25 protein-coding genes are annotated in these 21,210 nt (G+C 69.8%); 21 read left to right on the forward strand and 4 right to left on the reverse strand.

What is annotated here, in order from left to right:
* Positions 1–66 precede the first annotated feature (66 nt).
* On the reverse strand, positions 67–1,326 hold the full coding sequence (locus ABIA36_RS08005; RefSeq protein ID WP_369961760.1) for an MFS transporter: 1,260 nt from the start codon (positions 1,324–1,326) through the stop codon (positions 67–69).
* Between the two features lie 72 nt (positions 1,327–1,398).
* Between ABIA36_RS08005 and ABIA36_RS08010 the strand changes: the two genes are divergently transcribed.
* The 5 genes from ABIA36_RS08010 (at position 1,399) to ABIA36_RS08030 (ending at position 4,039) form a co-directional block, all read left to right on the forward strand.
* The gene (locus ABIA36_RS08010) at positions 1,399–1,905 is read left to right on the forward strand and encodes a winged helix-turn-helix transcriptional regulator (RefSeq protein ID WP_369961761.1); all 507 of its coding nucleotides are present in this window, start codon (positions 1,399–1,401) and stop codon (positions 1,903–1,905) included.
* A gap of 140 nt (positions 1,906–2,045) precedes the next feature.
* Entirely contained in the window at positions 2,046–2,297 is a 252-nt protein-coding gene (locus ABIA36_RS08015) for a DUF4287 domain-containing protein (protein WP_369961762.1), read from the forward strand.
* 114 nt (positions 2,298–2,411) lie between these two features.
* Positions 2,412–2,918: a hypothetical protein gene (locus ABIA36_RS08020; RefSeq protein ID WP_369961763.1), complete on the forward strand. Its 507-nt coding sequence runs from the start codon at positions 2,412–2,414 to the stop codon at positions 2,916–2,918.
* A gap of 222 nt (positions 2,919–3,140) precedes the next feature.
* Positions 3,141–3,674, forward strand: a complete 534-nt coding sequence (locus ABIA36_RS08025; protein ID WP_369961764.1) for a DUF308 domain-containing protein — start codon at positions 3,141–3,143, stop codon at positions 3,672–3,674.
* Positions 3,671–4,039, forward strand: coding sequence for a hypothetical protein (locus tag ABIA36_RS08030; protein ID WP_369961765.1), 369 nt, complete (start codon positions 3,671–3,673; stop codon positions 4,037–4,039). The genes ABIA36_RS08025 and ABIA36_RS08030 overlap by 4 nt, the downstream gene beginning before the upstream one ends.
* A gap of 153 nt (positions 4,040–4,192) precedes the next feature.
* Here the strand turns inward: ABIA36_RS08030 and purB are convergent, their stop codons facing one another.
* Both purB and ABIA36_RS08040 read right to left on the reverse strand, forming a co-directional pair.
* Positions 4,193–5,572, reverse strand: a complete 1,380-nt coding sequence (purB, locus tag ABIA36_RS08035) for an adenylosuccinate lyase (protein ID WP_369961767.1) — start codon at positions 5,570–5,572, stop codon at positions 4,193–4,195.
* A 63-nt stretch (positions 5,573–5,635) separates the two neighbouring features.
* Positions 5,636–6,025: a phage holin family protein gene (locus ABIA36_RS08040; protein WP_369961769.1), complete on the reverse strand. Its 390-nt coding sequence runs from the start codon at positions 6,023–6,025 to the stop codon at positions 5,636–5,638.
* A 59-nt stretch (positions 6,026–6,084) separates the two neighbouring features.
* Between ABIA36_RS08040 and ABIA36_RS08045 the strand changes: the two genes are divergently transcribed.
* The 15 genes from ABIA36_RS08045 (at position 6,085) to ABIA36_RS08115 (ending at position 18,713) form a co-directional block, all read left to right on the forward strand.
* The gene (locus tag ABIA36_RS08045) at positions 6,085–6,576 is read left to right on the forward strand and encodes a hypothetical protein (RefSeq protein WP_369961770.1); all 492 of its coding nucleotides are present in this window, start codon (positions 6,085–6,087) and stop codon (positions 6,574–6,576) included.
* A 45-nt stretch (positions 6,577–6,621) separates the two neighbouring features.
* Positions 6,622–7,728 carry a pyridoxal phosphate-dependent aminotransferase gene (locus tag ABIA36_RS08050; protein WP_369961771.1) on the forward strand — a complete coding sequence of 369 codons (1,107 nt, stop codon included), beginning with the start codon at positions 6,622–6,624 and terminating at the stop codon, positions 7,726–7,728.
* A gap of 4 nt (positions 7,729–7,732) precedes the next feature.
* A complete protein-coding gene (locus ABIA36_RS08055; protein ID WP_369961772.1) occupies positions 7,733–8,872 on the forward strand; it encodes a thiamine pyrophosphate-dependent dehydrogenase E1 component subunit alpha in 1,140 nt (379 codons plus the stop codon).
* A 326-nt stretch (positions 8,873–9,198) separates the two neighbouring features.
* Positions 9,199–10,164, forward strand: a complete 966-nt coding sequence (locus ABIA36_RS08060) for an alpha-ketoacid dehydrogenase subunit beta (protein ID WP_369962096.1) — start codon at positions 9,199–9,201, stop codon at positions 10,162–10,164.
* Between the two features lie 27 nt (positions 10,165–10,191).
* Positions 10,192–11,589: a dihydrolipoamide acetyltransferase family protein gene (locus tag ABIA36_RS08065; RefSeq protein WP_369961773.1), complete on the forward strand. Its 1,398-nt coding sequence runs from the start codon at positions 10,192–10,194 to the stop codon at positions 11,587–11,589.
* 75 nt (positions 11,590–11,664) lie between these two features.
* A complete protein-coding gene (locus ABIA36_RS08070) occupies positions 11,665–12,564 on the forward strand; it encodes a metal ABC transporter solute-binding protein, Zn/Mn family (RefSeq protein WP_369961774.1) in 900 nt (299 codons plus the stop codon).
* Positions 12,561–13,421, forward strand: a complete 861-nt coding sequence (locus ABIA36_RS08075; protein WP_369961775.1) for a metal ABC transporter ATP-binding protein — start codon at positions 12,561–12,563, stop codon at positions 13,419–13,421. The genes ABIA36_RS08070 and ABIA36_RS08075 overlap by 4 nt, the downstream gene beginning before the upstream one ends.
* Positions 13,418–14,275, forward strand: coding sequence for a metal ABC transporter permease (locus ABIA36_RS08080; protein ID WP_369961776.1), 858 nt, complete (start codon positions 13,418–13,420; stop codon positions 14,273–14,275). Before ABIA36_RS08075 ends, ABIA36_RS08080 begins: the two co-directional genes overlap by 4 nt.
* Positions 14,276–14,284: 9 nt before the next feature.
* The gene (locus ABIA36_RS08085; RefSeq protein WP_369961777.1) at positions 14,285–14,686 is read left to right on the forward strand and encodes a Fur family transcriptional regulator; all 402 of its coding nucleotides are present in this window, start codon (positions 14,285–14,287) and stop codon (positions 14,684–14,686) included.
* A 348-nt stretch (positions 14,687–15,034) separates the two neighbouring features.
* Positions 15,035–15,160: a hypothetical protein gene (locus tag ABIA36_RS08090; protein ID WP_369961778.1), complete on the forward strand. Its 126-nt coding sequence runs from the start codon at positions 15,035–15,037 to the stop codon at positions 15,158–15,160.
* A gap of 182 nt (positions 15,161–15,342) precedes the next feature.
* Positions 15,343–15,579: a 50S ribosomal protein L28 gene (gene rpmB / locus ABIA36_RS08095; protein ID WP_018188988.1), complete on the forward strand. Its 237-nt coding sequence runs from the start codon at positions 15,343–15,345 to the stop codon at positions 15,577–15,579.
* Positions 15,580–15,581: 2 nt separating this feature from the next.
* The gene (gene rpmG, locus ABIA36_RS08100) at positions 15,582–15,749 is read left to right on the forward strand and encodes a 50S ribosomal protein L33 (protein ID WP_369961779.1); all 168 of its coding nucleotides are present in this window, start codon (positions 15,582–15,584) and stop codon (positions 15,747–15,749) included.
* A 2-nt stretch (positions 15,750–15,751) separates the two neighbouring features.
* Positions 15,752–16,057, forward strand: coding sequence for a 30S ribosomal protein S14 (gene rpsN, locus ABIA36_RS08105; protein WP_179604180.1), 306 nt, complete (start codon positions 15,752–15,754; stop codon positions 16,055–16,057).
* Between the two features lie 257 nt (positions 16,058–16,314).
* Positions 16,315–16,599, forward strand: coding sequence for an HU family DNA-binding protein (locus ABIA36_RS08110; RefSeq protein ID WP_369961780.1), 285 nt, complete (start codon positions 16,315–16,317; stop codon positions 16,597–16,599).
* A gap of 140 nt (positions 16,600–16,739) precedes the next feature.
* On the forward strand, positions 16,740–18,713 hold the full coding sequence (locus ABIA36_RS08115) for a cytochrome c oxidase assembly protein (protein ID WP_369961781.1): 1,974 nt from the start codon (positions 16,740–16,742) through the stop codon (positions 18,711–18,713).
* A gap of 3 nt (positions 18,714–18,716) precedes the next feature.
* Here ABIA36_RS08115 and ABIA36_RS08120 read toward each other — a convergent pair whose 3' ends face one another.
* Positions 18,717–19,757 (reverse strand): hypothetical protein, encoded by a 1,041-nt coding sequence (locus tag ABIA36_RS08120; protein ID WP_369961782.1) that lies wholly within the window; start codon positions 19,755–19,757, stop codon positions 18,717–18,719.
* Positions 19,758–19,849: 92 nt separating this feature from the next.
* Here ABIA36_RS08120 and ABIA36_RS08125 point away from each other — a divergent pair, with 92 nt between their 5' ends.
* Positions 19,850–21,154: an ATP-dependent RecD-like DNA helicase gene (locus ABIA36_RS08125; protein WP_369961783.1), complete on the forward strand. Its 1,305-nt coding sequence runs from the start codon at positions 19,850–19,852 to the stop codon at positions 21,152–21,154.
* The last annotated feature ends 56 nt before the right edge of the window (positions 21,155–21,210 follow it).

Genomic DNA, 21,210 nt, shown 5'->3' on the forward strand with positions numbered 1-21,210 from the left:
GAGGCTGACGCGGCGGACCCCCACGTTCGCGAGCTGCAGAGCGGTTGGTGAACCGGGACCGGCCAATCAGCTGCGGCGGTTACCGGGGCGGCGGGCGAAGAGTCCGATGCTGAGGGCGAGGCCGAGGAGGGCGATGGCGGCCATGATGATGCTGAAGCCGACCGCCATGGCGGTGACCCCGGTCGCGGCGGCGATGAAGCCGGCGATGATGGCCGAGCCGCCGAAGGACAGGTAGGCGACCGTAAAGAACGCGGCGAACAGTCCGGCGCGCTCGTGGGGCTTCACCTCAGGGACGAGGCCGCGGCTGCTTCCGGAGAACGCCGCTCCCATCCCAGCCCCGGCGACGATCGCGGAAGCCCAGACCAGCCAGATCGCCCCGGTGGGGATCGCGCCGAGGAAAAGGAGGGTGCCGATGGTGACGCCCAGGTTTCCCCAGATCTTCAGCTGGTGCGGGTGCACGCCACCGGTGAGCGCGGCGGCCGCGGTGGCGGCCGTGAACATGACGAAGTTGATCAGGCCGCCGATGATCGGGGTGGTCACGCCGAACGCGGCCGCGAGGATCGTGGGCACCAGCCCGAGGAAGAACGCGGTCTCCAGGAACACCGCCACGATCGTGGGGCTGGTGGCAGCGAACAGCCGCCGCACCGTGGCTGGGATCGACATCCGTGGGATGAGCGAGCGCACCGCGCCTGCACGGCGGGTGGAGGTCTCCGGGGTCAGGAAGGCCAGTACAGTGCCTGCGGCCATCAGCACGATGAGAACGATCCAGACGATCGTCGCCGCTTCGGCCGGGATCGCCAGCGCGACCAGACCGGAGAACAGAGCGCCGATGCCGAGGCCTGCGGTGGTCGCGAGGCTCGACATGACCGCGCCGAGTCGCTTGCGCCCTTCCGGGGCGAGCTCGACGATCGCGGCGCCGAAGGTGCTGGAGGCGACGCCGGTCGCCAGTCCCTGCAGGACGCGCCCGATGACGATCCAGCCGATGGAGGGTGCGAAGAGGAAGACGATCACGGAGACGAGCTCGAGAGCGAGCGCGCCGATCAGCACGGGTCTGCGGCCGATGTAGTCGGAGAGGGATCCGACGACCAGCAGCGAGACGATCATCGCAAGGGCGTAGACGCCGAACGCGAAGGTGAGCATCGAGGGGGCGAACTTCCACTCCGCCTCGTAGATCGGCAGCAGCGGCGTCGGTGCGCCGGCGGCCACGAAGAACGCCAGCAGCGCTCCGGACATCGCGACGAAGCCGACGGTGCGGGGCACGCGGATCCCGGACACGTCCCTGTCGCGGCGGGCGGCCGGTCGTGCCGGCGAGGTTGTTTGAGCCATGTGCACCAGTATGCACATCAATCATTGAACTGACAAGCTTCAATCATTGAATCTTCGTGATACGCTGGTGTCATGCCGTTGGGAACCGATTACGCAGGCCAGGACTGCGCGGTCGCGCGCTCGCTCGAGGTCGTGGGCGAGCGGTGGACGCTCCTGATCATTCGCGATCTCTTCTATGGGATCCGACGGTACAGCGAGCTGCGCAAACACATCGGCCTCCCTCCGGCGACGCTCACCGACCGGCTCAACCACCTCGTCGAGGAAGGCGTCGTCGACCGCGTCGCGGGAAGCGGCGCCCGCGACGAGTACGAGCTCACCGCCAAGGGCCAAGCGCTCTGGCCGGTCGTGGTCGGGCTGGCGCAGTGGGGCAACGAGAACTACGTCGAGCCGGCGCGGCGCATGCAGTACAAGCACCGCACCGACGACGGGGACTTGAACGCCAACGGCTCCTGCAGCATCTGCGGTGCGATCCCTGAAGCTTCTGACGTCGTGGTCCAGAAGACCACCCCGTATCCGAACGACATCTTCGGTGCGGCGCTCAAGGAGCCGCATCGTCTCCTGCAGCCGCTGCGCTCCTGACAGTCGCCAGCAGCAACACGGCCGCCCACGAGTTCCGCGGCGCCCTCGACGAGCTGAGGCCATCCACTCCGTGCAACCACGGGCCGTCGACCGGGGTGCGGGGATGAGGAGGGCGACCCCGCCGGCGTTAGACTGCCCGCATGACCGAGCACCGTGTCGTCGCGCCCGTGATCGCACCCGGCGAGAAGGTCATGGGGCCGCCGTCGTACTTCCCGAGCATCGAGAAGAAATACGGGCGACCCGTGCAGGAGTGGCTGGATCTGGTCGTGGAGCAGCTGGACACCGGGGCCACGCACATGGAGGTCGTCGGCTGGCTGAAGTCCGAGTACGGGATGGGGCACGGGCACGCCAACGCCCTCGTCGGCTATGCGAAGGCCGAGCTCGCCAGGTAGGCACGGGCGGCGCGCCGGCGCTGGGCCAGCCGATAGCCGGCCCGGAGCCTGCTCCGACCGCGGATCATCCTCAGGGAGGACGCGCGGGTCCGCCCCACGCGATCCAATGGAGGGGTGAACACCATCCTCATCCCGTTGCTGCAGGGCGCAGGTCCTGTCGCTCTCGCGGTGGTGTCCTTCGCGCTCGCCTTCACCTGGACCTCGCTGATCGAGCCGGTCATGCGGTTGCGGTCCGAGCGCGGGCGGCTGGCCGGTTTCTCCGCGGTCGGCGCGCTCCTCCTGCTCGCGGCGAGCATCGTCTACATCGTGCCGGGCGTGCTGCTGAGGGACGACTTCGGGACGGTCGTGGGGGCGCCGCTCGCCGTCACCTGGGTCATCCTGGCCATTGCGCTCGGGGTGCGCGCGCTCTTCCAGACCGGTCTCGCGCGCGCGGTCTCGGGGATGTTCTCGATCGTGACGGTGTTCGGGGCGGTGGCCGGCATCCTCGTCGCGCTGAGCTGGCACCATCCGATCAGCGCCACCGTGCTGCCGACCGGCGCGTTCGTGCTCGTCGTCGGCGCCATTGCGGGGATCGTCGCCTGGGCACGTGCGGGTGGCGACGAACTCCCCGCCGTCGCCTAGCAGACATCCGTAAAAGGAGTTTCTGAGGGGTCAGGAAGGCAGCCTCACCCGCGCCGGACGGCCGGGCGCAGCGGCCGCGGGAGGCCTCCGCGCGGCAAACGCGCAGGAAGCCCGCGACTAGACTGGGACCGCATCCTGACTGAGAGAGGTCGCCGAGTGGCACCCGCCGTTCCCCAGAATCAGGGCGATCCGAACTCGAGCCGATATTGGGTCGTCCCCGCTGTGCGCGCAATCGTCGCGCTCGCCGCGGCCGCCGTCGTCACCTTCACCCGCGACGCGCACACCCCGCAGTTCGGCCTCATCGTCTTCGGGGTCTTCGCGGTGGCCGACGGCCTCGCGACCAGCGTCCTCAGCCTCCTTTTCGCCTCGAAGGGGCTCACCCGCACCCTCTTCGCCGTGCAGGGCTGCATCGGCATCCTCGCCGGAGTGCTCGCCATCGCCCTCAACACCAGCGGGCTCGGCCTCTACCTCTACGTTGTGACCGTGTGGGCGGCGCTCACCGGCATCCTCGAGCTCTACAGCGGCATGCGCGAGCGCCGGAGCGACGCGGCCGCGCGCGACTGGCTCATCACCGGAGCGCTCACCGCGATCCTGGCTCTGGTGCTCCTGTTCGTGCCGGCCGACGCTGTGCTCGCCATCGGCCTGTTCGGCGCCTGGGCCGTGATCGTCGGGGTCTTCCAGGGCATCGGCGCGGCCTCCCTGCGATCGGCGGCCCGCACCGCCGCGGCCGCCCGCCGGACGGAGAGCGGATCGTGACCAAGCGCGAAAAGAAAGACCCCAGCGTGACCAACAGCCTCCAGCCGACCCGGCGCGACCGCTTCCTGCCCGCCGAGCTGCTCGGCATCTCCGCGGGCCTCGCCGTGTTCGTCGGCCTCATCGTCCTGATCGCGACGCGCGAGTTCATCCTCGCGGGGGTTGCCCTCGGGATCGCCTTCATCCTCTCGCTCGTGCTGATGGCGCTGTTCGCGCTCGCGTTCAAGCCGACCGCGGCCGAGGTGGAGGACATCCACGAGCAGGACGTGGAAGCCCAGGAGAAGGCCGCGGGGCACGGCGACACGGCGAAGCCGGGCGAAGCCGGCCGCGACGACCGCCGCGACGGCGGGACGCCCCGGGGGCACTGAGGCAGGACGGTTCGCCCGGCCGGTACTGAGCCGGCGCCGGTCCCCAACGGCGAGCCTTGCACGGGTCGCGAACGTCGAAACCGACGCGGATCCGGACGCCAAACCAAGCGGGACCCAACGCGACCGGCGCTCGTGCAGCCACCCCCGGCGGCGTCAGAGCCGGTCGACCAGCTCCGACGCCAGCCCGACGTAGCCCGCGGGGGTGAGCGCCAGCAGGCGGTTCTTCGCCGCCTGGCCGATCTCCAGGCCGGCCACGAACGCCGTCAGGGCTTCGTGGTCCACGCGCTTGCCGCGGGTCAGCTCCTTCAGCAGCGCGTAGGGGTCGGTGATCGTGGACCGGCCGGCTGTGACCTCCGCGCGGATGACGGTCTGGATCGCCTCCGCCAGCACCTCCCAGTTGAGGTCGAGGTCAGTGGCGAGCGCGTTGCGGTCGAGCGAGATCTGGGCGAGGCCGCGCTGGATGTTGTCCAGGGCGAGCAGCGAGTGCCCGAGCCCGACGCCGATGTTGCGCTGGGTGGTCGAGTCCGTCAGGTCGCGCTGCAGGCGGCTGGTCACCAGCGTGGCGGCGAGGGAGTCCAGGACGGCGCTCGAGAGCTCGAGGTTGGCCTCCGCGTTCTCGAAGCGGATCGGGTTGACCTTGTGGGGCATGGTCGAGGAGCCGGTCGCGCCGGGCTCCGGGGTCTGCCGGAAGTAGCCGAGGGAGATGTAGGTCCAGATGTCCGTGCACAGGTTGTGGAGGACGCGGTTGGCGTGCGAGATGCGGGAGTACAGCTCCGCCTGCCAGTCGTGCGACTCGATCTGTGTGGTGAGCGGGTTCCAGTCGAGGCCGAGGCTCTCCACGAACTCCTGCGAAATGCGGGGCCAGTCGGCGTCGGGGTCTGCCACGAGGTGCGCGGCGAAGGTGCCGGTCGCGCCGCTGAACTTGCCGAGGTACTCGGTGGCCTCCACCTGGGTGCGGATGCGGTCGAGGCGGTGCACGAACACCGCGAGCTCCTTGCCCATCGTGGTCGGGGTCGCGGGCTGGCCGTGCGTGCGGGCGAGCATGGCGTCGTCGCGGTACTGCACGGCCTGGGCGCGCAGCTCGGCGATCACGTTGCGGAACGCGGGCAGCCAGACCTGCGCGACGGCGGCGTTCACGGTGAGCGCGTAGGAGAGGTTGTTGATGTCCTCGCTGGTGGCGGCGAAGTGGGTGAGCTCGGCGATGTGGTCGAGGCCCAGCGCGTGCAGACGCTCGCGGACCAGGTACTCGACGGCCTTCACGTCGTGCTTCGTGGTGGCCTCCAGTTCGGCGAGCCGGTCGATCTCAGGCTGGCCGAAATCGTCGGCGAGGGCGCGGAGCTGGGCGACCTGCTCGTCGGTGAGCGGGGAGGAGCCGAACATCCGGTGGCCGGTCAGGTAGATCAGCCACTCCACCTCGACCTGGACGCGGGCCCGGTTCAGGCCGGCCTCCGAGAGGTGGTCGCCGAGGCCGATCACCGCGGACCGGTAGCGGCCGTCCAGGGGGCTGAGCGGCTGGGGAGGCAGGGCGGTCATGGGGCTCCTCGCGGGGATCGGCGTGGTGGATTCGCCTCTATTCTCCCGCACTCGGAAGGGCGGTCAGCGCTCGCGCGTGAACGGCCGGAAGATCAGCCCGATCAGCCAGCCGATGATGCCGAGCACCAGCGCGCCGAGCACGCCCCACCAGAACCCCGCGACGTGGAGGCCGAAGCCCATCAGGCCGCTGATCCACGACACCAGGAGCAGCAGCAGCCCGTTCACGATGAACGAGATGAGGCCCAGGGTCAGGATGTAGAGCGGGAAAGCCACGATGCGGACCACCGTGCCGACGATCGCGTTGACCACGCCGAAGATGAGGGCGACGAGCAGGTAGGTCAGGACGGTCGCCGTGGTGCCCGCGGCGTAGGGGACGACGGTGACGCCGCTGACGATGAGCGTCGTCAGCCACAGGGCCACCGCATTGATGATGACCTTCAGCAGGAATCGCATGGGCACATCCTCCCAAACGGGAGGCGCGGCGGACAGGGGCTCGCCGCTAGAGTCGGCGCGTGTCGAACAGAGACGGCCTCGTGACGCCGGAGCCCTTCCCCGCCCAGCGCGAGAAGAAGCTGTATCCGCCGCTCCAGTGGTGGCCGCTGCGGGTGATGAATCCGTGGCACAAGTTCGGGTTCATCGTCTTCCTGGAAGTGGGGTGGCGGCTCTTGACGCAACTCGCCCAGCTCGCCGCACCGGTCACCGTGGTGACGGTGGTCAGCAATGTCCTCTGGCCGATCGCGATCATCGCGCTCGCACGGTCGTTCCGGGGTGAGGATGAGCCCGTGCAACCGCCGCGGCCGTGGTGGCGGTTGACCGCCCGCCCGAGGGTGGGATGGTTCATCGGCGGAATCTACGTGCTCATCGAACTGCTGGCCTTCTTCCTCCCGGTGCGCACCGATCGCTATCCCGAGACGGCGTCCAGCGTCGTGTTCGGGCTGTTCCTCGCCGCCGCGTTCCTCAACTCCTCCATCCGCCTCACCATCCTGCGTCGTCGCCCCCAATAGAGAGGAATGCTCCCGCCGGTATGCGCCCGCGACTAAGTTGGGTCTGTGACTGACCAAGACGCGCGCGTGCGCCTGCGGCCCGAGATCGTGGCGGTCCCCGCCTACAAGCAGGGGCGCCCGGCGCCGGCGGACGGTTTCAAGCTGTCCAGCAACGAGAACCCCTATCCCCCGCTCCCCTCCGTCGTGGAGGCCGTGGCCGGTACGCTCAGCGAGCTCAACCGGTACCCGAACGCGGGCGGCGCGGACCTCCGCGGGCGGCTCGCCGAGCGGCACGGCGTCGAGGTCGACCAGGTGCACCTGGGCAGCGGGTCGGTCGCCCTGCTCGCGCAGCTCATCTCCGCCGCCGCGGGCGTCGGCGACGAGGTCGTCTACTCGTGGCGGTCGTTCGAGGCCTACCCGGGACTGGTCACCGTCGCCGGCGCGACCAGCGTGCAGGTGCCGAACCGGGCCGACGGCGGGCACGACCTCCCGGCGATGGCTGCGGCGATCACCGACCGCACCCGCGTCGTCATCGTCTGCACGCCCAACAATCCGACCGGACCGGTCGTCACGGCTGCCGAGTTCGAGGCGTTCATGGCGTCCGTCCCCCGCGACCTCCTGGTGCTGCTGGACGAGGCCTACTACGAGTTCGTCACCGACGACGCCTCGGTGGACGGCATCCCGCTGCTCGCGCGCTACCCGAACCTCGTGGTGCTGCGCACGTTCTCGAAGGCGTACGGGCTCGCCGCGCTGCGCATCGGCTACGCGGTCGGGCCGGCGGCGGTGCTGAACGCGGCGCGGTCGGCGGCCATCCCGCTGTCGGTGACCGACGCCTCCCGGGTCGCCGCGCTCGCGTCGATCGACGCCGAGGACGAGCTCATGGAGCGGGTCGCGCGCATCGCCATGCGCCGCGACAAGCTGCGGAACGCGCTGCTGGAGCAGGGCTGGAACGTGCCGGAGGCGAACGGCAACTTCGTCTGGCTGCCGACCGGCGAGGAGACCGCCGCCGCGAACGACGCGTTCTTCGACGCGGGGCTGACCGTGCGGGCGTTCCCGCCGGAGGGCATCCGGATCAGCGTCGGAGAGCAGGAATCTGTGGAGAAACTCCTGGAGGTCACCGCCGATCTTGTGCGGAACCTACCAAATGGGCACCCCGGCAAGCGGTTAGGTTAGAACGGTGGTTGCGACGAACGATACCCCGCGCCCGGCGAACACCGTCCAGCTTCTGACCCGAGACGGCCGGTTCCAGCCGAGCGACCAGGCGGGAGAGTACCTCCCCTACCTCGAGCGACTCGGGGAGGACGACTACCGCACCTTCTACCGTGACATGGTTCGCGTGCGCGCCGTGGACAACGAGGGGGCCAACCTCCAGCGCCAGGGCCAGCTCGGCCTCTGGGTGCCGAGCCGCGGACAGGAGGGTGCCCAGGTCGGCTCCGCCCGCGCGGCCAAGCCGCAGGACAACCTGTTCCCGTCGTACCGCGAGCACGTGGTCGGCATGATCCGCGGCATCGACCCGGTCGGCATCATGGGCCTGCTGCGCGGCACCACGCACGGCGGCTGGGACCCGACGGACCCCGCCATCCACGGCTTCCACCTCTACACGCTCGTCATCGGCTCGCACACGCTGCACGCGACCGGCTACGCGATGGGCGTCAAGCTCGACGGCAAGGTCGGCACCGGCGACGCCGAGGTGGACGAGGCCGTGATCGCCTACTTCGGCGACGGCGCGACCAGCCAGGGCGACGTCAGCGAGGCCTTCGTCTTCGCCGCCAGCTACCAGACCCCGCAGGTCTTCTTCCTGCAGAACAACCACTGGGCCATCTCGGTGCCGGTGAAGACGCAGTCGCGCACCCCGCTGTACCTGCGGTCGAGCGGCTTCGGGATCCCGGGCGTGCAGCTCGACGGCAACGACGTGCTCGCCGCCTACGCGGTGACCGCGAAGCACCTCGACGACGCGCGCAGCGGAGAGGGCCCGAGCATGATCGAGGCCCTCACCTACCGGATGGGTGCGCACACCTCCAGCGACGACCCGACCAAGTACCGCACCGACGACGAGGTGGCGTACTGGGCCGAGCGCGACCCGATCCTGCGGTTCCGCGCGTTCCTGGAGAACCAGGGCGTGGGCCAGGCGTTCTTCGACGCGGCGGAGGAGGAGGCGGCTGACCTGGCCGCCGACGTGCGCCGTCGTACCCTGACACTCGAGGCGCCGCCGATCGAGAGCATGTTCGACAACGTCTACAGTGAGCCGCATCCCGTGATGGACGAGCAGCGGCGCTGGCTGCAGGAGTACGAAGCGTCGTTCGGAGGTGACGCATGAGCGACCCGAGAGGCGAGACCGGATACGTGGAGGCCGAACTGATGGAGGACGAGACGCCGGACGGTGACAGCGCCGTGCACGACGAGCCGTTCGACGACACGCAGGCCATCGACGTGGTGGAGATCGTGGAGAGCGACCCGGACTCGCTCGTGCTCGAGGAGCACGTGGCCGAGCAGGAGTGGACCCGCGAGTTCGTGGTCGAGGACGAGACGGTGCCGGAGCAGCCGGAGGCGATCGACGCCGAGTCCGAGGTCGGCGAACCGCAGGAGGCTGCCGCCCCCGAGGCGGAGAACCCCGCCGAGCCCGCGGGCCCGCGCATCCAGTCGATGCCGATGGTGAAGGCGCTCAACGCCGGCCTCCGGCGCGCGCTCGCCGCGGACCCGAAGGTGCTGCTGATGGGCGAGGACATCGGCCCGCTGGGCGGCGTCTTCCGCGTCACCGAAGGGCTGCAGGCCGAGTTCGGCGCGAAGCGCGTGCTCGACACCCCGCTCGCGGAGGCGGGCATCATCGGCTCGGCCATCGGCCTGGCGATGCGCGGCTACCGCCCGGTGGTGGAGATCCAGTTCAACGGCTTCGTCTTCCCCGGCTTCGACCAGATCACCACGCAGCTCGCCAAGCTGACCAACCGGCACAGCGGAGCGGTCTCGATGCCGGTCGTCATCCGCATTCCGCACGGCGGTCACATCGGCGCGGTGGAGCACCACCAGGAGGCGCCGGAGGCGTACTTCGCGCACACCGCGGGCCTCCGCGTGGTCGCGCCGTCGACGCCCAACGACGCCTACTGGATGATCCAGGAGGCCATCGCCTCGGACGACCCGGTGATCTTCTTCGAGCCGATGAGCCGCTACTGGCCGAAGGGCGACGTCGACACCGAGGAGAACCCGGTGCCGCTGCACGCCAGCCGCGTGGTGCGCACCGGCACGGACGCGACGATCGTGGCGTGGGCGGGCATGGTCCCTGTCGCGCTGCGCGCCGCCGAGGTCGCCGCCGAGGAGGGCCGGAGCCTGGAGGTCGTCGACCTCCGCTCGCTCTCGCCCATCGACTACGCCCCCGTGCTCCAGTCGGTGCAGAAGACCGGACGCCTCATCGTCGCGCAGGAGGCGCCCGGCACCGTGTCCGTCGCCTCCGAGGTCGCCGCGGTGGTCGCCGAGAGGGCCTTCTACTCGCTCGAGTCGCCCGTGCTCCGCGTCGCCGGCTTCGACACCCCCTTCCCGCCGGCCAAGCTGGAAGGCGTCTACCTGCCCGACGCCGACCGGATCCTCGAAGCCGTCGACCGCGCGCTCGCGTACTGAGCGCGCGCCGAACGAAAGAAGCCGCACATGAGCGAGTCCCAGTTCCTGCTGCCCGACGTCGGCGAGGGTCTGACCGAAGCCGAGATCGTCTCGTGGAAGGTCGCGCCCGGTGAGCCGGTCGCGGTCAACCAGGTGATCGTGGAGATCGAGACCGCCAAGTCGCTCGTGGAGCTGCCGTCGCCGTTCGAGGGGACCGTCGGCGAGCTGCTCGTGTCCGAGGGCCAGACGGTGGAAGTCGGCACGCCGATCATCACCGTCACCGCCGGGTCGCCTGCGGCTGCGGCACCGGCCGAGCCGGTGAGCGAGGTCGAGGAGGCAGAGGCCGACACCGCGCAGAGCGTGTCGCACGAGGCGGACGAGCCCAAGCCGGGCGCGGTGCTCGTCGGTTACGGCGCCGCGGGCCACGGGACCAGCCGCCGGCGCCGGGTGACGCACCCGGGCACCGCCTCCATCCCGGTGACCTTCACGCCTGCGCCCGCCGCACCGGCCGCGGCCGCGCCCGGCTCCGCTGCGCCTGCGGCCTCTGCCGCGTCGGCACCGGCCGGCGCCTCCCCGGTGGGCAGTGCGCCCGTGATCGCCAAGCCGCCGATCCGCAAGCTGGCGAAGGACCTCGGCGTCGACCTCACTCTCGTGACCCCGACCGGCCCGATCGGCGACATCACCCGGGAGGACGTGCTCCGGGAGGCCACCCAGGCGAGCGTGTTCCGCAACATCCAGACGCCCGCGTGGCCGGACGACCGCGAGGACCGCATCCCGGTCAAGGGCGTGCGCAAGGCGATCGCCAACGCGATGACCTCGAGCGCGTTCAGCGCCCCGCACGTCAGCCTGTTCGTGGACGTCGACGCCACCCGCACGATGGAGTTCGTCAAGCGCCTCAAGACCTCGCCCGACTTCGTCGGCGTGAAGGTGTCGCCGCTGCTCATCGTGGCGAAGGCGATCATCTGGGCCGTGCGCCGCAACCCGACCGTGAACTCCACGTGGACCGACGAGGAGATCATCGTCCGGCACTACGTGAACCTCGGTATCGCCGCCGCGACGCCGCGCGGGCTCATCGTCCCGAACGTGAAGGAGGCGCAGGGCATGACCCTGCTCGAGCTGGCCAAGGCGCTCGAGGAGCTGACCCTGATCGCACGCGAGGGCCGGACTCCCCCGGCCGACATGGCGAACGGCACCATCACCATCACGAACATCGGCGTGTTCGGGATGGACACCGGGACGCCCATCCTGAACCCGGGCGAGGTCGGCATCGTCGCGCTCGGCACCATCAAGCAGAAGCCGTGGGTCGTCGACGGCGAGGTGCGCCCGCGCTACGTCACGACGGTGGGCGCGTCGTTCGACCACCGCGTGGTGGACGGGGATGTGGCCTCGCGCTTCCTGGCGGACGTGGCCTCCATCATCGAGGAGCCCGCGCTGCTGCTGGACTGAGCCTGCAGTTGATTTTGACAATCGTTCTCAATTAGGGATAGATTCGTGGGACACCCACGAATTAGACAGGTCCCCATGTTGAAGCGTTCCGTCTTCACTCTCGCCCTCGCCGCCGCGACCGTCGCGGCGCTCACCGGCTGCGCCGCCGGATCCTCGTCCGCCGACGGCAAAGTCCGCGTCGTCGCCAGCACCAACGTCTACGGCGACATCGCCTCCACCATCGCAGGCAATGCAGTCGACGTGACCGCCCTGATGACCGACCCGGCCCAGGACCCGCACTCGTTCGAGGCGAGCGCCCAGAGCCAGCTCGCCGTGTCGAAGGCCGACATCCTCATCGAGAACGGCGGAGGCTACGACGACTTCATGGACACCCTCCGCACGGGCTCGAAGAACACGAAGGCCACGGTGCTGAACGTGGTCGACATCTCCGGCAAGAAGGCCGTCGGCGGCGAGCTCAACGAGCACGTCTGGTACGACTTCCCCACCGTCCAGAAGTTCACGACCGCCCTGACGGACGCGCTGTCGAAGGCCGACCCGTCGCAGAAGGCGACGTTCGCGGCGAACGCGCGCGCCTTCTCCGCCAAGCTCGCCGCCCTGCAGAACCGGGAGGCCGAGCTCAAGGCGACGTACGCCGGCGAAGGGGTCGCGGTCACCGAGCCCGTCCCGCTCTACCTGCTGGAGGCGAGCGGACTCGTGAACAAGACGCCGGAGAAGTTCAGTGCCGCCATCGAGGCGGGGACGGATGTCTCACCACTCGTGCTGCAGCAGACCCTCGCGCTGTTCAGCGCCCACAAGGTGAGGCTCCTCGCCTACAACGAACAGACCAGCGGGCCGGAGACCGACCGCGTGCGGGCGGCCGCCACGGCGGCGGGCATCCCGGTCGTCCCCGTCCGGGAGACGCTGCCGGCCGGTAAGGACTACGTGAGCTGGATGAACGCGAACCTCGACGCCGTGGGAGCGGCGCTGGCCCGATGAGCGAGCCGATCGAGCGCGTGGCCGCCCCGGGCGAGCGCGACGTCGTGCTCAGCCTGCGCGACGCCGCCCTCGGCTTCGGCGACCGCACGCTGTGGAGCGGGCTGGACCTGGACGTGCACGCCGGCGAGTTCGTCGCCGTGCTCGGGCCGAACGGATCGGGCAAGACCAGCCTGCTGAAGACGATCCTCGGCCAGCAGGCGCTGGACTCCGGGAGCATCGTGCTCGACGGCCACCCGGTCCGGCGCGGTGACCGGCGCATCGGCTACATCCCGCAGCAGAAGCTCATCCCGGCCGGCACCCCGATGCGCGCCCGCGACCTCGTCGCCCTCGGCGTCAACGGGCACCGCTGGGGCCTCCCCCTCCCGAACCGCTCCGACCGCGCGCAGGTGGAGCGGCTCATCGACTCCGTCGGCGCGCGCCGGTACGCGGACACCCCGGTCGGGTCGCTGTCGGGCGGCGAGCAGCAGCGGCTGCGGGTCGCGCAGGCGCTCGCCGGGGACCCGACGCTGCTGCTCTGCGACGAGCCGCTGCTGTCGCTCGACCTCCAGCACCAGCGCGGGGTCAGCGAGCTCATCGACCGCCGCCGGCGCGAGCACGCCAGTGCGGTCGTCTTCGTCACCCACGACGTGAACCCGGTGCTCGGGATGGTCGACCGCGTGCTCTACCTGGCCGGCGGCCGGTTCCGCACCGGAACGCCGGACGAGGTGCTGCGAAGCGAGGTGCTGACCGACCTGTACGGGACGCCGGTGGACGTCATCCGCAGCCGCGGGCGCATCGTCGTGGTCGGTATTCCGGATGCGGAGACCCACTCGCACCACGACCACACCCGTTCCTCGCACCCGGAGCCGGCCGCATGAACGATCTCTGGTCGCAGCTCTTCAACTTCACCGACTACGGCGAGCTGCTCGCGCTCGTGCGCAACTCGATCTTCGCCGGCGCCGTGCTCGGCGTCGTCGGCGGCCTGATCGGCGTCTTCGTGATGCAGCGGGACATGGCGTTCGCGGTGCACGGGATCAGCGAGCTCTCGTTCGCGGGAGCGGCCGTCGCGCTGCTGTTCGGTGTGAACGTCGTGGCCGGGTCGCTCGCCGGATCGCTGATCGCCGCCATCCTGATCGGCCTGCTCGGGGCGAAGGCGCGGGACCGCAACTCGATCATCGCGGTGCTGATGCCCTTCGGGCTGGGGCTCGGGATCCTCGCGCTCGCGATGTATCCCGGCCGCAGCGCGAACAAGTTCGGGCTGCTCACCGGCCAGATCGTGTCGGTCGACGACCCGCAGCTCGGTTCGCTGCTCGTCATCGGCGCGGTGGTGGTGATCGCCCTGCTGCTGATGTGGCGCCCGCTCATGTTCGACAGCCTGGATGCCGACGTCGCAGCCTCCCGCGGCGTCCCGACCCGTTTCGTCGCGCTCGCCTTCATGGTGCTGCTCGGCCTCGCCGTCGCGGTGTCGGTGCAGATCGTCGGGGCCCTGTTGGTCCTGTCGCTGCTCGTCACCCCGGCGGCCGCGGCGATGCGCATCTCCTCGTCGCCGGTGTTCGTCCCGCTGCTGAGCGTGGGCTTCGCCCTGCTCTCGGTGGTGGGCGGCATCCTGCTCGCGCTCGGCAGTTCCCTGCCGATCAGCCCGTACGTGACGACCATCTCGTTCCTCATCTACGTCGCCTGCCGGCTCGTGGGCGCACGAGGTTCCCGGCGACTCGTGAGCCGGAGAGGCTAGCCTGGAACAGTGAAGCGCAACACCTGGCAGCGGGAGGCCGTCCGCGAGGCCCTGTCCTCGACGGAAGGCTTCATCAGCGCGCAGGGACTGCACCTGACGCTGCACGAGACGGGCTCCCCGATCGGCCTCGCGACCGTGTACCGCGCGCTCGCCGACCTGGCGGCCGAAGGCGACGCCGACTCCCTGCAGTCCCCGGAGGGCGAGAGCCTGTACCGCGCCTGCACGACCGGGCACCACCACCACCTGATCTGCCGCAAGTGCGGGCTGACGGTGGAGATCGAGGCCGACGAGGTCGAGCAGTGGGCGCGCGCGGCGGCGGCGTCGCACGGGTTCACGCAGGCGCAGCACGTGGTGGACGTGTTCGGACTGTGCGCGGGGTGCACGGCGAAGGCTGCGGCGGAGAGCGTCTGACAGCTTCCACCGCGGGTCGGCACCCGTCGACTTACGGTCGGTATATCACTGCTTACGTGGTTAGATGGTTCCTGGCGTCCAGCCGGATGCTGTGAGGCGAGGAATGAGCTGCATGAGTACGGAGTCGCGACCGCTGTCGCCAGAGGAACCCCCGCAACCAGAGAGGCACGCCCCGGTGATGCCGCCAGCTCCGCCTCAGCCGTACTCCGGACCTCAGCCGCGGGGCATGAGCATCGCCTCGATGGTCCTCGGGTTGGCCTCGATCGTGCTCGGCTTCACGTTCCTCGTGCCGGTCGTCTCATTGATCCTCGGCATCGTCGGCCTCGGAAGGAGCCCGCAGGTCGAGGCATGGCGATCACCGGCGTCATCCTCTCCGGCCTGATCCTCGCCGTCTGGGTGGTGATCATCGGCTTCATCCTCATCGGGGGTCTGATGGCCGCGGGGTCCGCGATGTCGGGGAGCCTGAATCGGTAGTGCAACCACCTGTGCGATTTGTCCCGACCCGTCTCCGTGCCGTAGCATGGATGTTTGGCTGAGTGGGCTCCTCCCACTCCGTTAGCCGTGTACGAAACCCCACACCTGAAAACGTGGGAAGTCGTGCGCCGACAAGTGACCTTGGGTGATGCAACTGCATCACGGTATTGGAGAAGAAAGCAATGGCAGCAGTGTGCCAGGTGACTGGAGCCGTTCCCGGCTTCGGGCACAACATCTCGCACTCGCACCGTCGCACGAAGCGCCGGTTCGACCCGAACATCCAGAAGAAGACGTACTACGTCCCGTCTCTTCGTCGTAACGTCACCCTGACGCTGAGCGCCAAGGGCATCAAGGTCATCGACGCCCGTGGCATCGAGTCCGTGGTGAAGGACCTCCTGGCCCGTGGGGAGAAGATCTAACAATGGCGAAGCAGCAGGACATCCGTCCGATCATCAAGCTCCGTTCGACGGCGGGCACCGGTTACACCTACGTGACCAAGAAGAACCGCCGCAACAACCCCGACCGTCTCGTGCTCAAGAAGTACGACCCCATCGTGCGCAAGCACGTCGACTTCCGAGAGGAGCGCTAAACATGGCCAAGACGTCCAAGATCGCCAAGAACGAGCAGCGTAAGGTCATCGTCGAGCGCTACGCCGCGAAGCGCGCCGAGCTCAAGAAGGCCCTCGTCGACCCGAACGGCACCGACGAGTCGCGTGAGGCCGCCCGCGTCGGCCTCCAGAAGCTCCCCCGCGACGCCTCCCCCATCCGCGTTCGCAACCGCGACGCAGTGGACGGCCGTCCCCGCGGAAACCTCAGCAAGTTCGGCATCTCGCGTGTCCGTTTCCGCGACATGGCGCACCGAGGCGAGCTGCCCGGCATCACCAAGTCGAGCTGGTAACACCCCAGCATCCGCCGCTGAGAAGCGGCAGCGCGACACCCTTTGGAGGGGCGTCCGGCATCCGCCGGGCGCCCCTTCGTCGTACCCGGGGCTGGACGCGCCCTGGCAAGAGGCGAAAAATCCGCGAGAATCCGCGTGTTTCCGCGGGTTTCTGATACATTCGAGGCGGTCAACCGACCAAACGTTACGGCCCACCGTGGCCTCAACCGTTCCACAAGAAGCTGAACTACCAGCACAAGGTCCGAGGAGGACACTCAATGGCTGACAACCTGAACAAGACCGAGCTCGTTGCTGCCGTCGCCGCGGCGTCGGGTCAGAGCCAGGCCACCGTCTCGAGCGTCGTCGACGCGTTCTTCGCCACGATCAGCGAGACCGTCAAGGGTGGCGGCAAGGTCACCATCCCGGGCTGGCTCGCCGCCGAGCGCACCGAGACCGCCGCTCGCACCGGCCGCAACCCGCAGACCGGCGAGGAGATCTCGATCCCGGCCGGCCACCGCGTCAAGCTGACCGCGGGCTCGAAGCTCAAGGCTGCCGTCAAGTAACAGCCTGAACCAGGCTTCCACGGGGGCGGTGTCGCAGCAGCGGCGCCGCCCCCGTTCCGTTGTGCCGACAGGGATCCGCGGCTCGCGCGAGCCGCTGCGCTGTGGGCAGGCGCACAGCGGCGGAGACGTAGGCTTGACGGGTGCCCAGACTTCTCCGCGTGATCGGTCCCGCCGTGCTGCTGGCGGCCGCTCTCGTGTCCGTCGTCGCGGCGCTCTCCTTCGGCGGCGGGGCCGCCGCGCCCCTCCTCCTCGACCCCGGCGCGCTGGTGCGCTGGGGCCTGCCGATCTCGACGCTCGTCGTCAACCTCAGCCTCTCTGGCACCGTCGGCGCCCTGATCCTGGCCAGCTTCGCGTTCAACAAGGACAGGGACGAGTACGGCACGGCGCTCGACTTCGCCGCCGCCTGCGCGGCGATCATGACGGTCGCCGCCGCGGTGACCGGCCTGTTCACGTTCGTCAGCGTCGCCAACGTGCCGTGGTCGTTCGACCAGACCTTCACCAACGGGCTGAGCTCGTTCATCACCAGCGTGTCGCTGGGTCAGGCGTGGCTCGGCATCACCCTCATCGCCGCCGCCGTCACGGTGCTCTGCTTCGCAGTGCGCAACCAGACGGCGATCATCTTCGTCACGCTGCTGGCGATGGCCGCGGTCGTGCCGATGGCGCAGCAGGGGCACAGCTCGGAGGCGGCGGGGCACGACGCCGCGGTGACCTCCTTCGGGCTGCACGTGCTGTTCGCCGCGATCTGGCTGGGCGGCCTCCTCACCCTCATCGTCATCAAGCGCACCCTGGGCGACGGCCGGCTGGTGACGGTCCTGGAGCGGTACTCCAGCATCGCGCTGATCTGCTTCGTCGTCGTGGCCACCTCCGGGTACGTGAACGCCGAGCTGCGCGTCGGGACGCTGGCCGAGCTGGCGACGCCGTACGGCATCCTCGTGCTCGTCAAGGTCGCCGTGCTGGTTGTCCTCGGGCTGTTCGGGCTGATGCAGCGCCGCGTCCTCATCGACCGGCTGAAGCGGCTCGGCGAGGGCCGGACGTTCTGGTGGATCGTCACCGCCGAGCTGGCCTTCATGGGCATCGCGTCCGGCGTCGCCGCGGCGCTCGCGCGCACCGTGACGCCGGTGCCGCAGACGCGGGCCGCGACGCCGACACCGGCGGAGATCCTCACCGGCGAGAAGCTCCCGCCGGAGCTCACCTGGGACCGGCTCTTCACGAGCTGGAACTTCGACCTGCTCTGGGTGCTCGGCTGCGGCTTCGCGCTGTTCTTCTACCTGGCCGGCGTGTGGAGGCTGCACAAGCGCGGCGACGCCTGGCCGATCTACCGCACGGTGCTGTGGACGCTCGGCATCGTGCTGCTCTTCTACATCACCAACGGCGGCGTGAACGTCTACGAGAAGTACCTGTTCTCGGCGCACATGTCGGCGCACATGGTCCTGACGATGGCGGTGCCGCTGCTGCTCGTGCCCGGCGCGCCCGTGACACTCGCCGCCCGGGCCATCCGCAAACGGCAGGACGGCACGCGCGGCGGCCGCGAGTGGATCCTGCTCGCCGTGCACTCCCGGTTCGCGGGGATCATCTCGCATCCGCTCGTGGCGGCGGGGCTGTTCGCCGGGTCGCTCTGGGCGTTCTACTACACGCCGCTCATCCGCTGGGCGACGACCGACCACATCGGGCACGAGTGGATGGTCGTGCACTTCCTGATCACCGGCTACCTGTTCGTGCAGTCCCTGATCGGCATCGACCCGGTCAAGTACCGGTTGCCGTACCCGTTCCGGCTCCTGCTGCTGCTCGGCACGATGGCGTTCCACGCGTTCTTCGGGCTGTCGATCATGCAGATGAACGGGCTCCTGCTGGCCGACTGGTTCGGCGCGATGGGGCGGACGTGGGGCGCGACGCCGCTGGTCGACCAGCAGACCGGCGGCGGGATCGCGTGGAGCATCGGCGAGATCCCGACCGTGATCCTCGCGATCGTGGTGGCGATCCAGTGGAGCCGCAGCGACGAGCGCGAGACCAAGCGGCAGGACCGCAACGCGGACCGCACGGGCGACGCCGAGCTGAAGGCGTACAACGAGCAGCTCGCCCGGCTCGCGTCCAGGGACGGGACGGCGCAGCGGTAGCGGCTACTGCCCCACCACGATGTCGAGGGAGCCGTCGGGGCGGATGACCACGCTGGTGAGGGAGACGGCGAACTTCACGTCGGACTCGCGGTGCTCGACGCTGCCGTCGAAGATGGACTGCACCGTCACGGAGAGGTGCGCGACCCCGACCGCCTGCGACATCGTCCAGGAGCTCTCGCCGGGCACGAGGTGGACCTCCGGGTACTGCGTCATCCTCCAGGTCGGCGCGCCCTGCACGCGGTCGTCGATCACCGCGCCGAACGGGCAGCCCGCGGGCTGGAGGACCTGCTGCTTCGCGCACTCGTCCAGGAAGCCGTTCAGCTCCTTCTGCACGGCGGCGGTGAAGGCGTCGTTCGGCTGCGCGTCGACCGTCGCCTGAACGGTGGCGGCCGGGGCGGTCGTCACCCCCACCGGAGTGGCGCGCGTGTACGTGTCGGAGTGGCCCAGCGTGTAGAGCGCCGGCGCGGGGACGAGGTAGCCGGCGCTCACGGTGAAGGCGCTCGCCGGCTGGGAGGGGTCGGCGGCGCGCGGGCTCACGGTGCGGCCGCCGACGGTGAAGGTCTGGGCGTGCGCGACGGTGATGTGCGCGACGCCGACCGGCGTGCGCGCGAACTCCCAGGTCGGCAGCAGGCCGAGGATCGCGCCGGTCTGCCGGAGCTCGAACGCGGCGGTGAGCGGGTGCCCGTCGGCGTCGACGCGCACGGTGACCGTGCGGCGGCCGCCCGGGGCGGCAGTGTCGGAGACGACGTGGGCGCCGCTGTAGTCCGGGAGCAGGTCGGAGCGCAGCAGCTCGGCGGAGGCGTTCCCGGGGAGCCCTGCGGTGGCGAGCGCCTGCTTCGTCGGCGCGGCCCCCGGCATGGCCAGGGCGGTGGTCAGGTCGTGGTCGGCGAGCGCCCCGACGTAGGCGGAGACGAAACCCTCCGGGCTGTAGAACGCCCGTTGGACGGCGCCGAGCGCGGCGAGGAACGCGGCGACGAGCAGGACCCCGACACCCGTCCAGAGCAGCAGCGGCCGGAGTCCGCCGACCCTGCCGTCCCCGCCCATAGCTGCCATCCTATGGGCCTGTGGATAAGCGGTCCTGGCACGGTACGCGGGGTTAGAGTAGTTCGGCAGGACGCGCGAGGGAAGGGATCCGGATGGGCGGACTCTCGCTCTCGCCCGAGCAGCGGGCGGTGTTCGAGCTGATCGAGCACACACGCGACCACGTTTTCGTGACGGGCAGGGCCGGGACCGGCAAGTCCACGCTGCTCAACCACCTTTCGTGGAACACCGAGAAGTCGATCGTCATCGCCGCCCCGACCGGGGTCGCGGCGCTGAACGTGGGCGGCCAGACCATCCACTCGCTGTTCAAGCTGCCGATCGGGGTCATCGCCGACCACGACATCGAGCAGACCAGCGAGCTGCGCAAGCTGCTGAACAGCATCGACACCCTCGTGATCGACGAGGTCTCGATGGTGAACGCCGACCTCATGGACGCGGTCGACCGCAGCCTCCGCCAGGCCAGGCAGCGGCCGCGGGAGGTGTTCGGCGGCGTGCAGATCGTGCTGTTCGGCGACCCGTATCAGCTCGCCCCGGTGCCAGGCGACCACGAGGAGCGCGCCTACTTCGCCGACACCTACCGCTCGATGTGGTTCTTCGACGCGAAGGTGTGGCGGGAGGCCGACCTCCAGATCGTCGAACTGCTGCAGGTGCACCGCCAGCACGAGTCGGACTTCCGCTACATGCTGAACGCGGTCCGGCACGGGCAGGTGACGAAGGAGATCGCCGACCGGCTGAACGAGGTCGGCGCGCGCCCTGCGCCGCGGGACGGCACGATCACGCTCGCGACCCGCAACGACACCGTGAACCGCATCAACGCGCAGGCGCTGGAGCGTCTCCCCGGCCGCCCGCTGACGGCCAAGGCCGAGGTGAGCGGCGACTTCGGCGGCCGCAACTACCCGGCGGAGGAGGTGCTGGAGCTGAAGATCGGCGCGCAGGTGATGTTCCTGCGCAACGACGTCGGCCAGGGCGACGGCCCGCGCTGGGTGAACGGCACCATCGGCACCGTGACGCGCATCGACTCCAACGTCTACGTGGAGGTCGACGGCCAGGTCCACGAGGTCGAGCCGGCGATCTGGGAGAAGTACCGATACAGCTACTCCCCCGAGACCAAGAAGCTGACGAAGGACGTGGTCGCCGAGTTCACGCAGTTCCCGCTGCGGCTGGCGTGGGCGGTCACCATCCACAAGTCGCAGGGCAAGACGTACGACGCGGCGATCGTGGACCTCGGCACGCGGGCGTTCACGTCCGGTCAGACCTACGTCGCGCTCAGCCGCATCACCACCCTCGAGGGCCTGTACCTCACCCGCCCGCTGCGCCCGAGCGACATCACGGTGGACCCGGACGTGGAGCGCTTCATGCGCGACGCCCGGTCGATGCGGGTGCCGGTCGCCGCGGAGTGACCGGGTGGGCTCCAGCGCGATCCTAGGGAGCGCAGCCCCGGTCATGGCATGCTGGG

The organism is Leifsonia sp. EB34, from assembly GCF_041260585.1.
Taxonomy (GTDB): domain Bacteria; phylum Actinomycetota; class Actinomycetes; order Actinomycetales; family Microbacteriaceae; genus Leifsonia.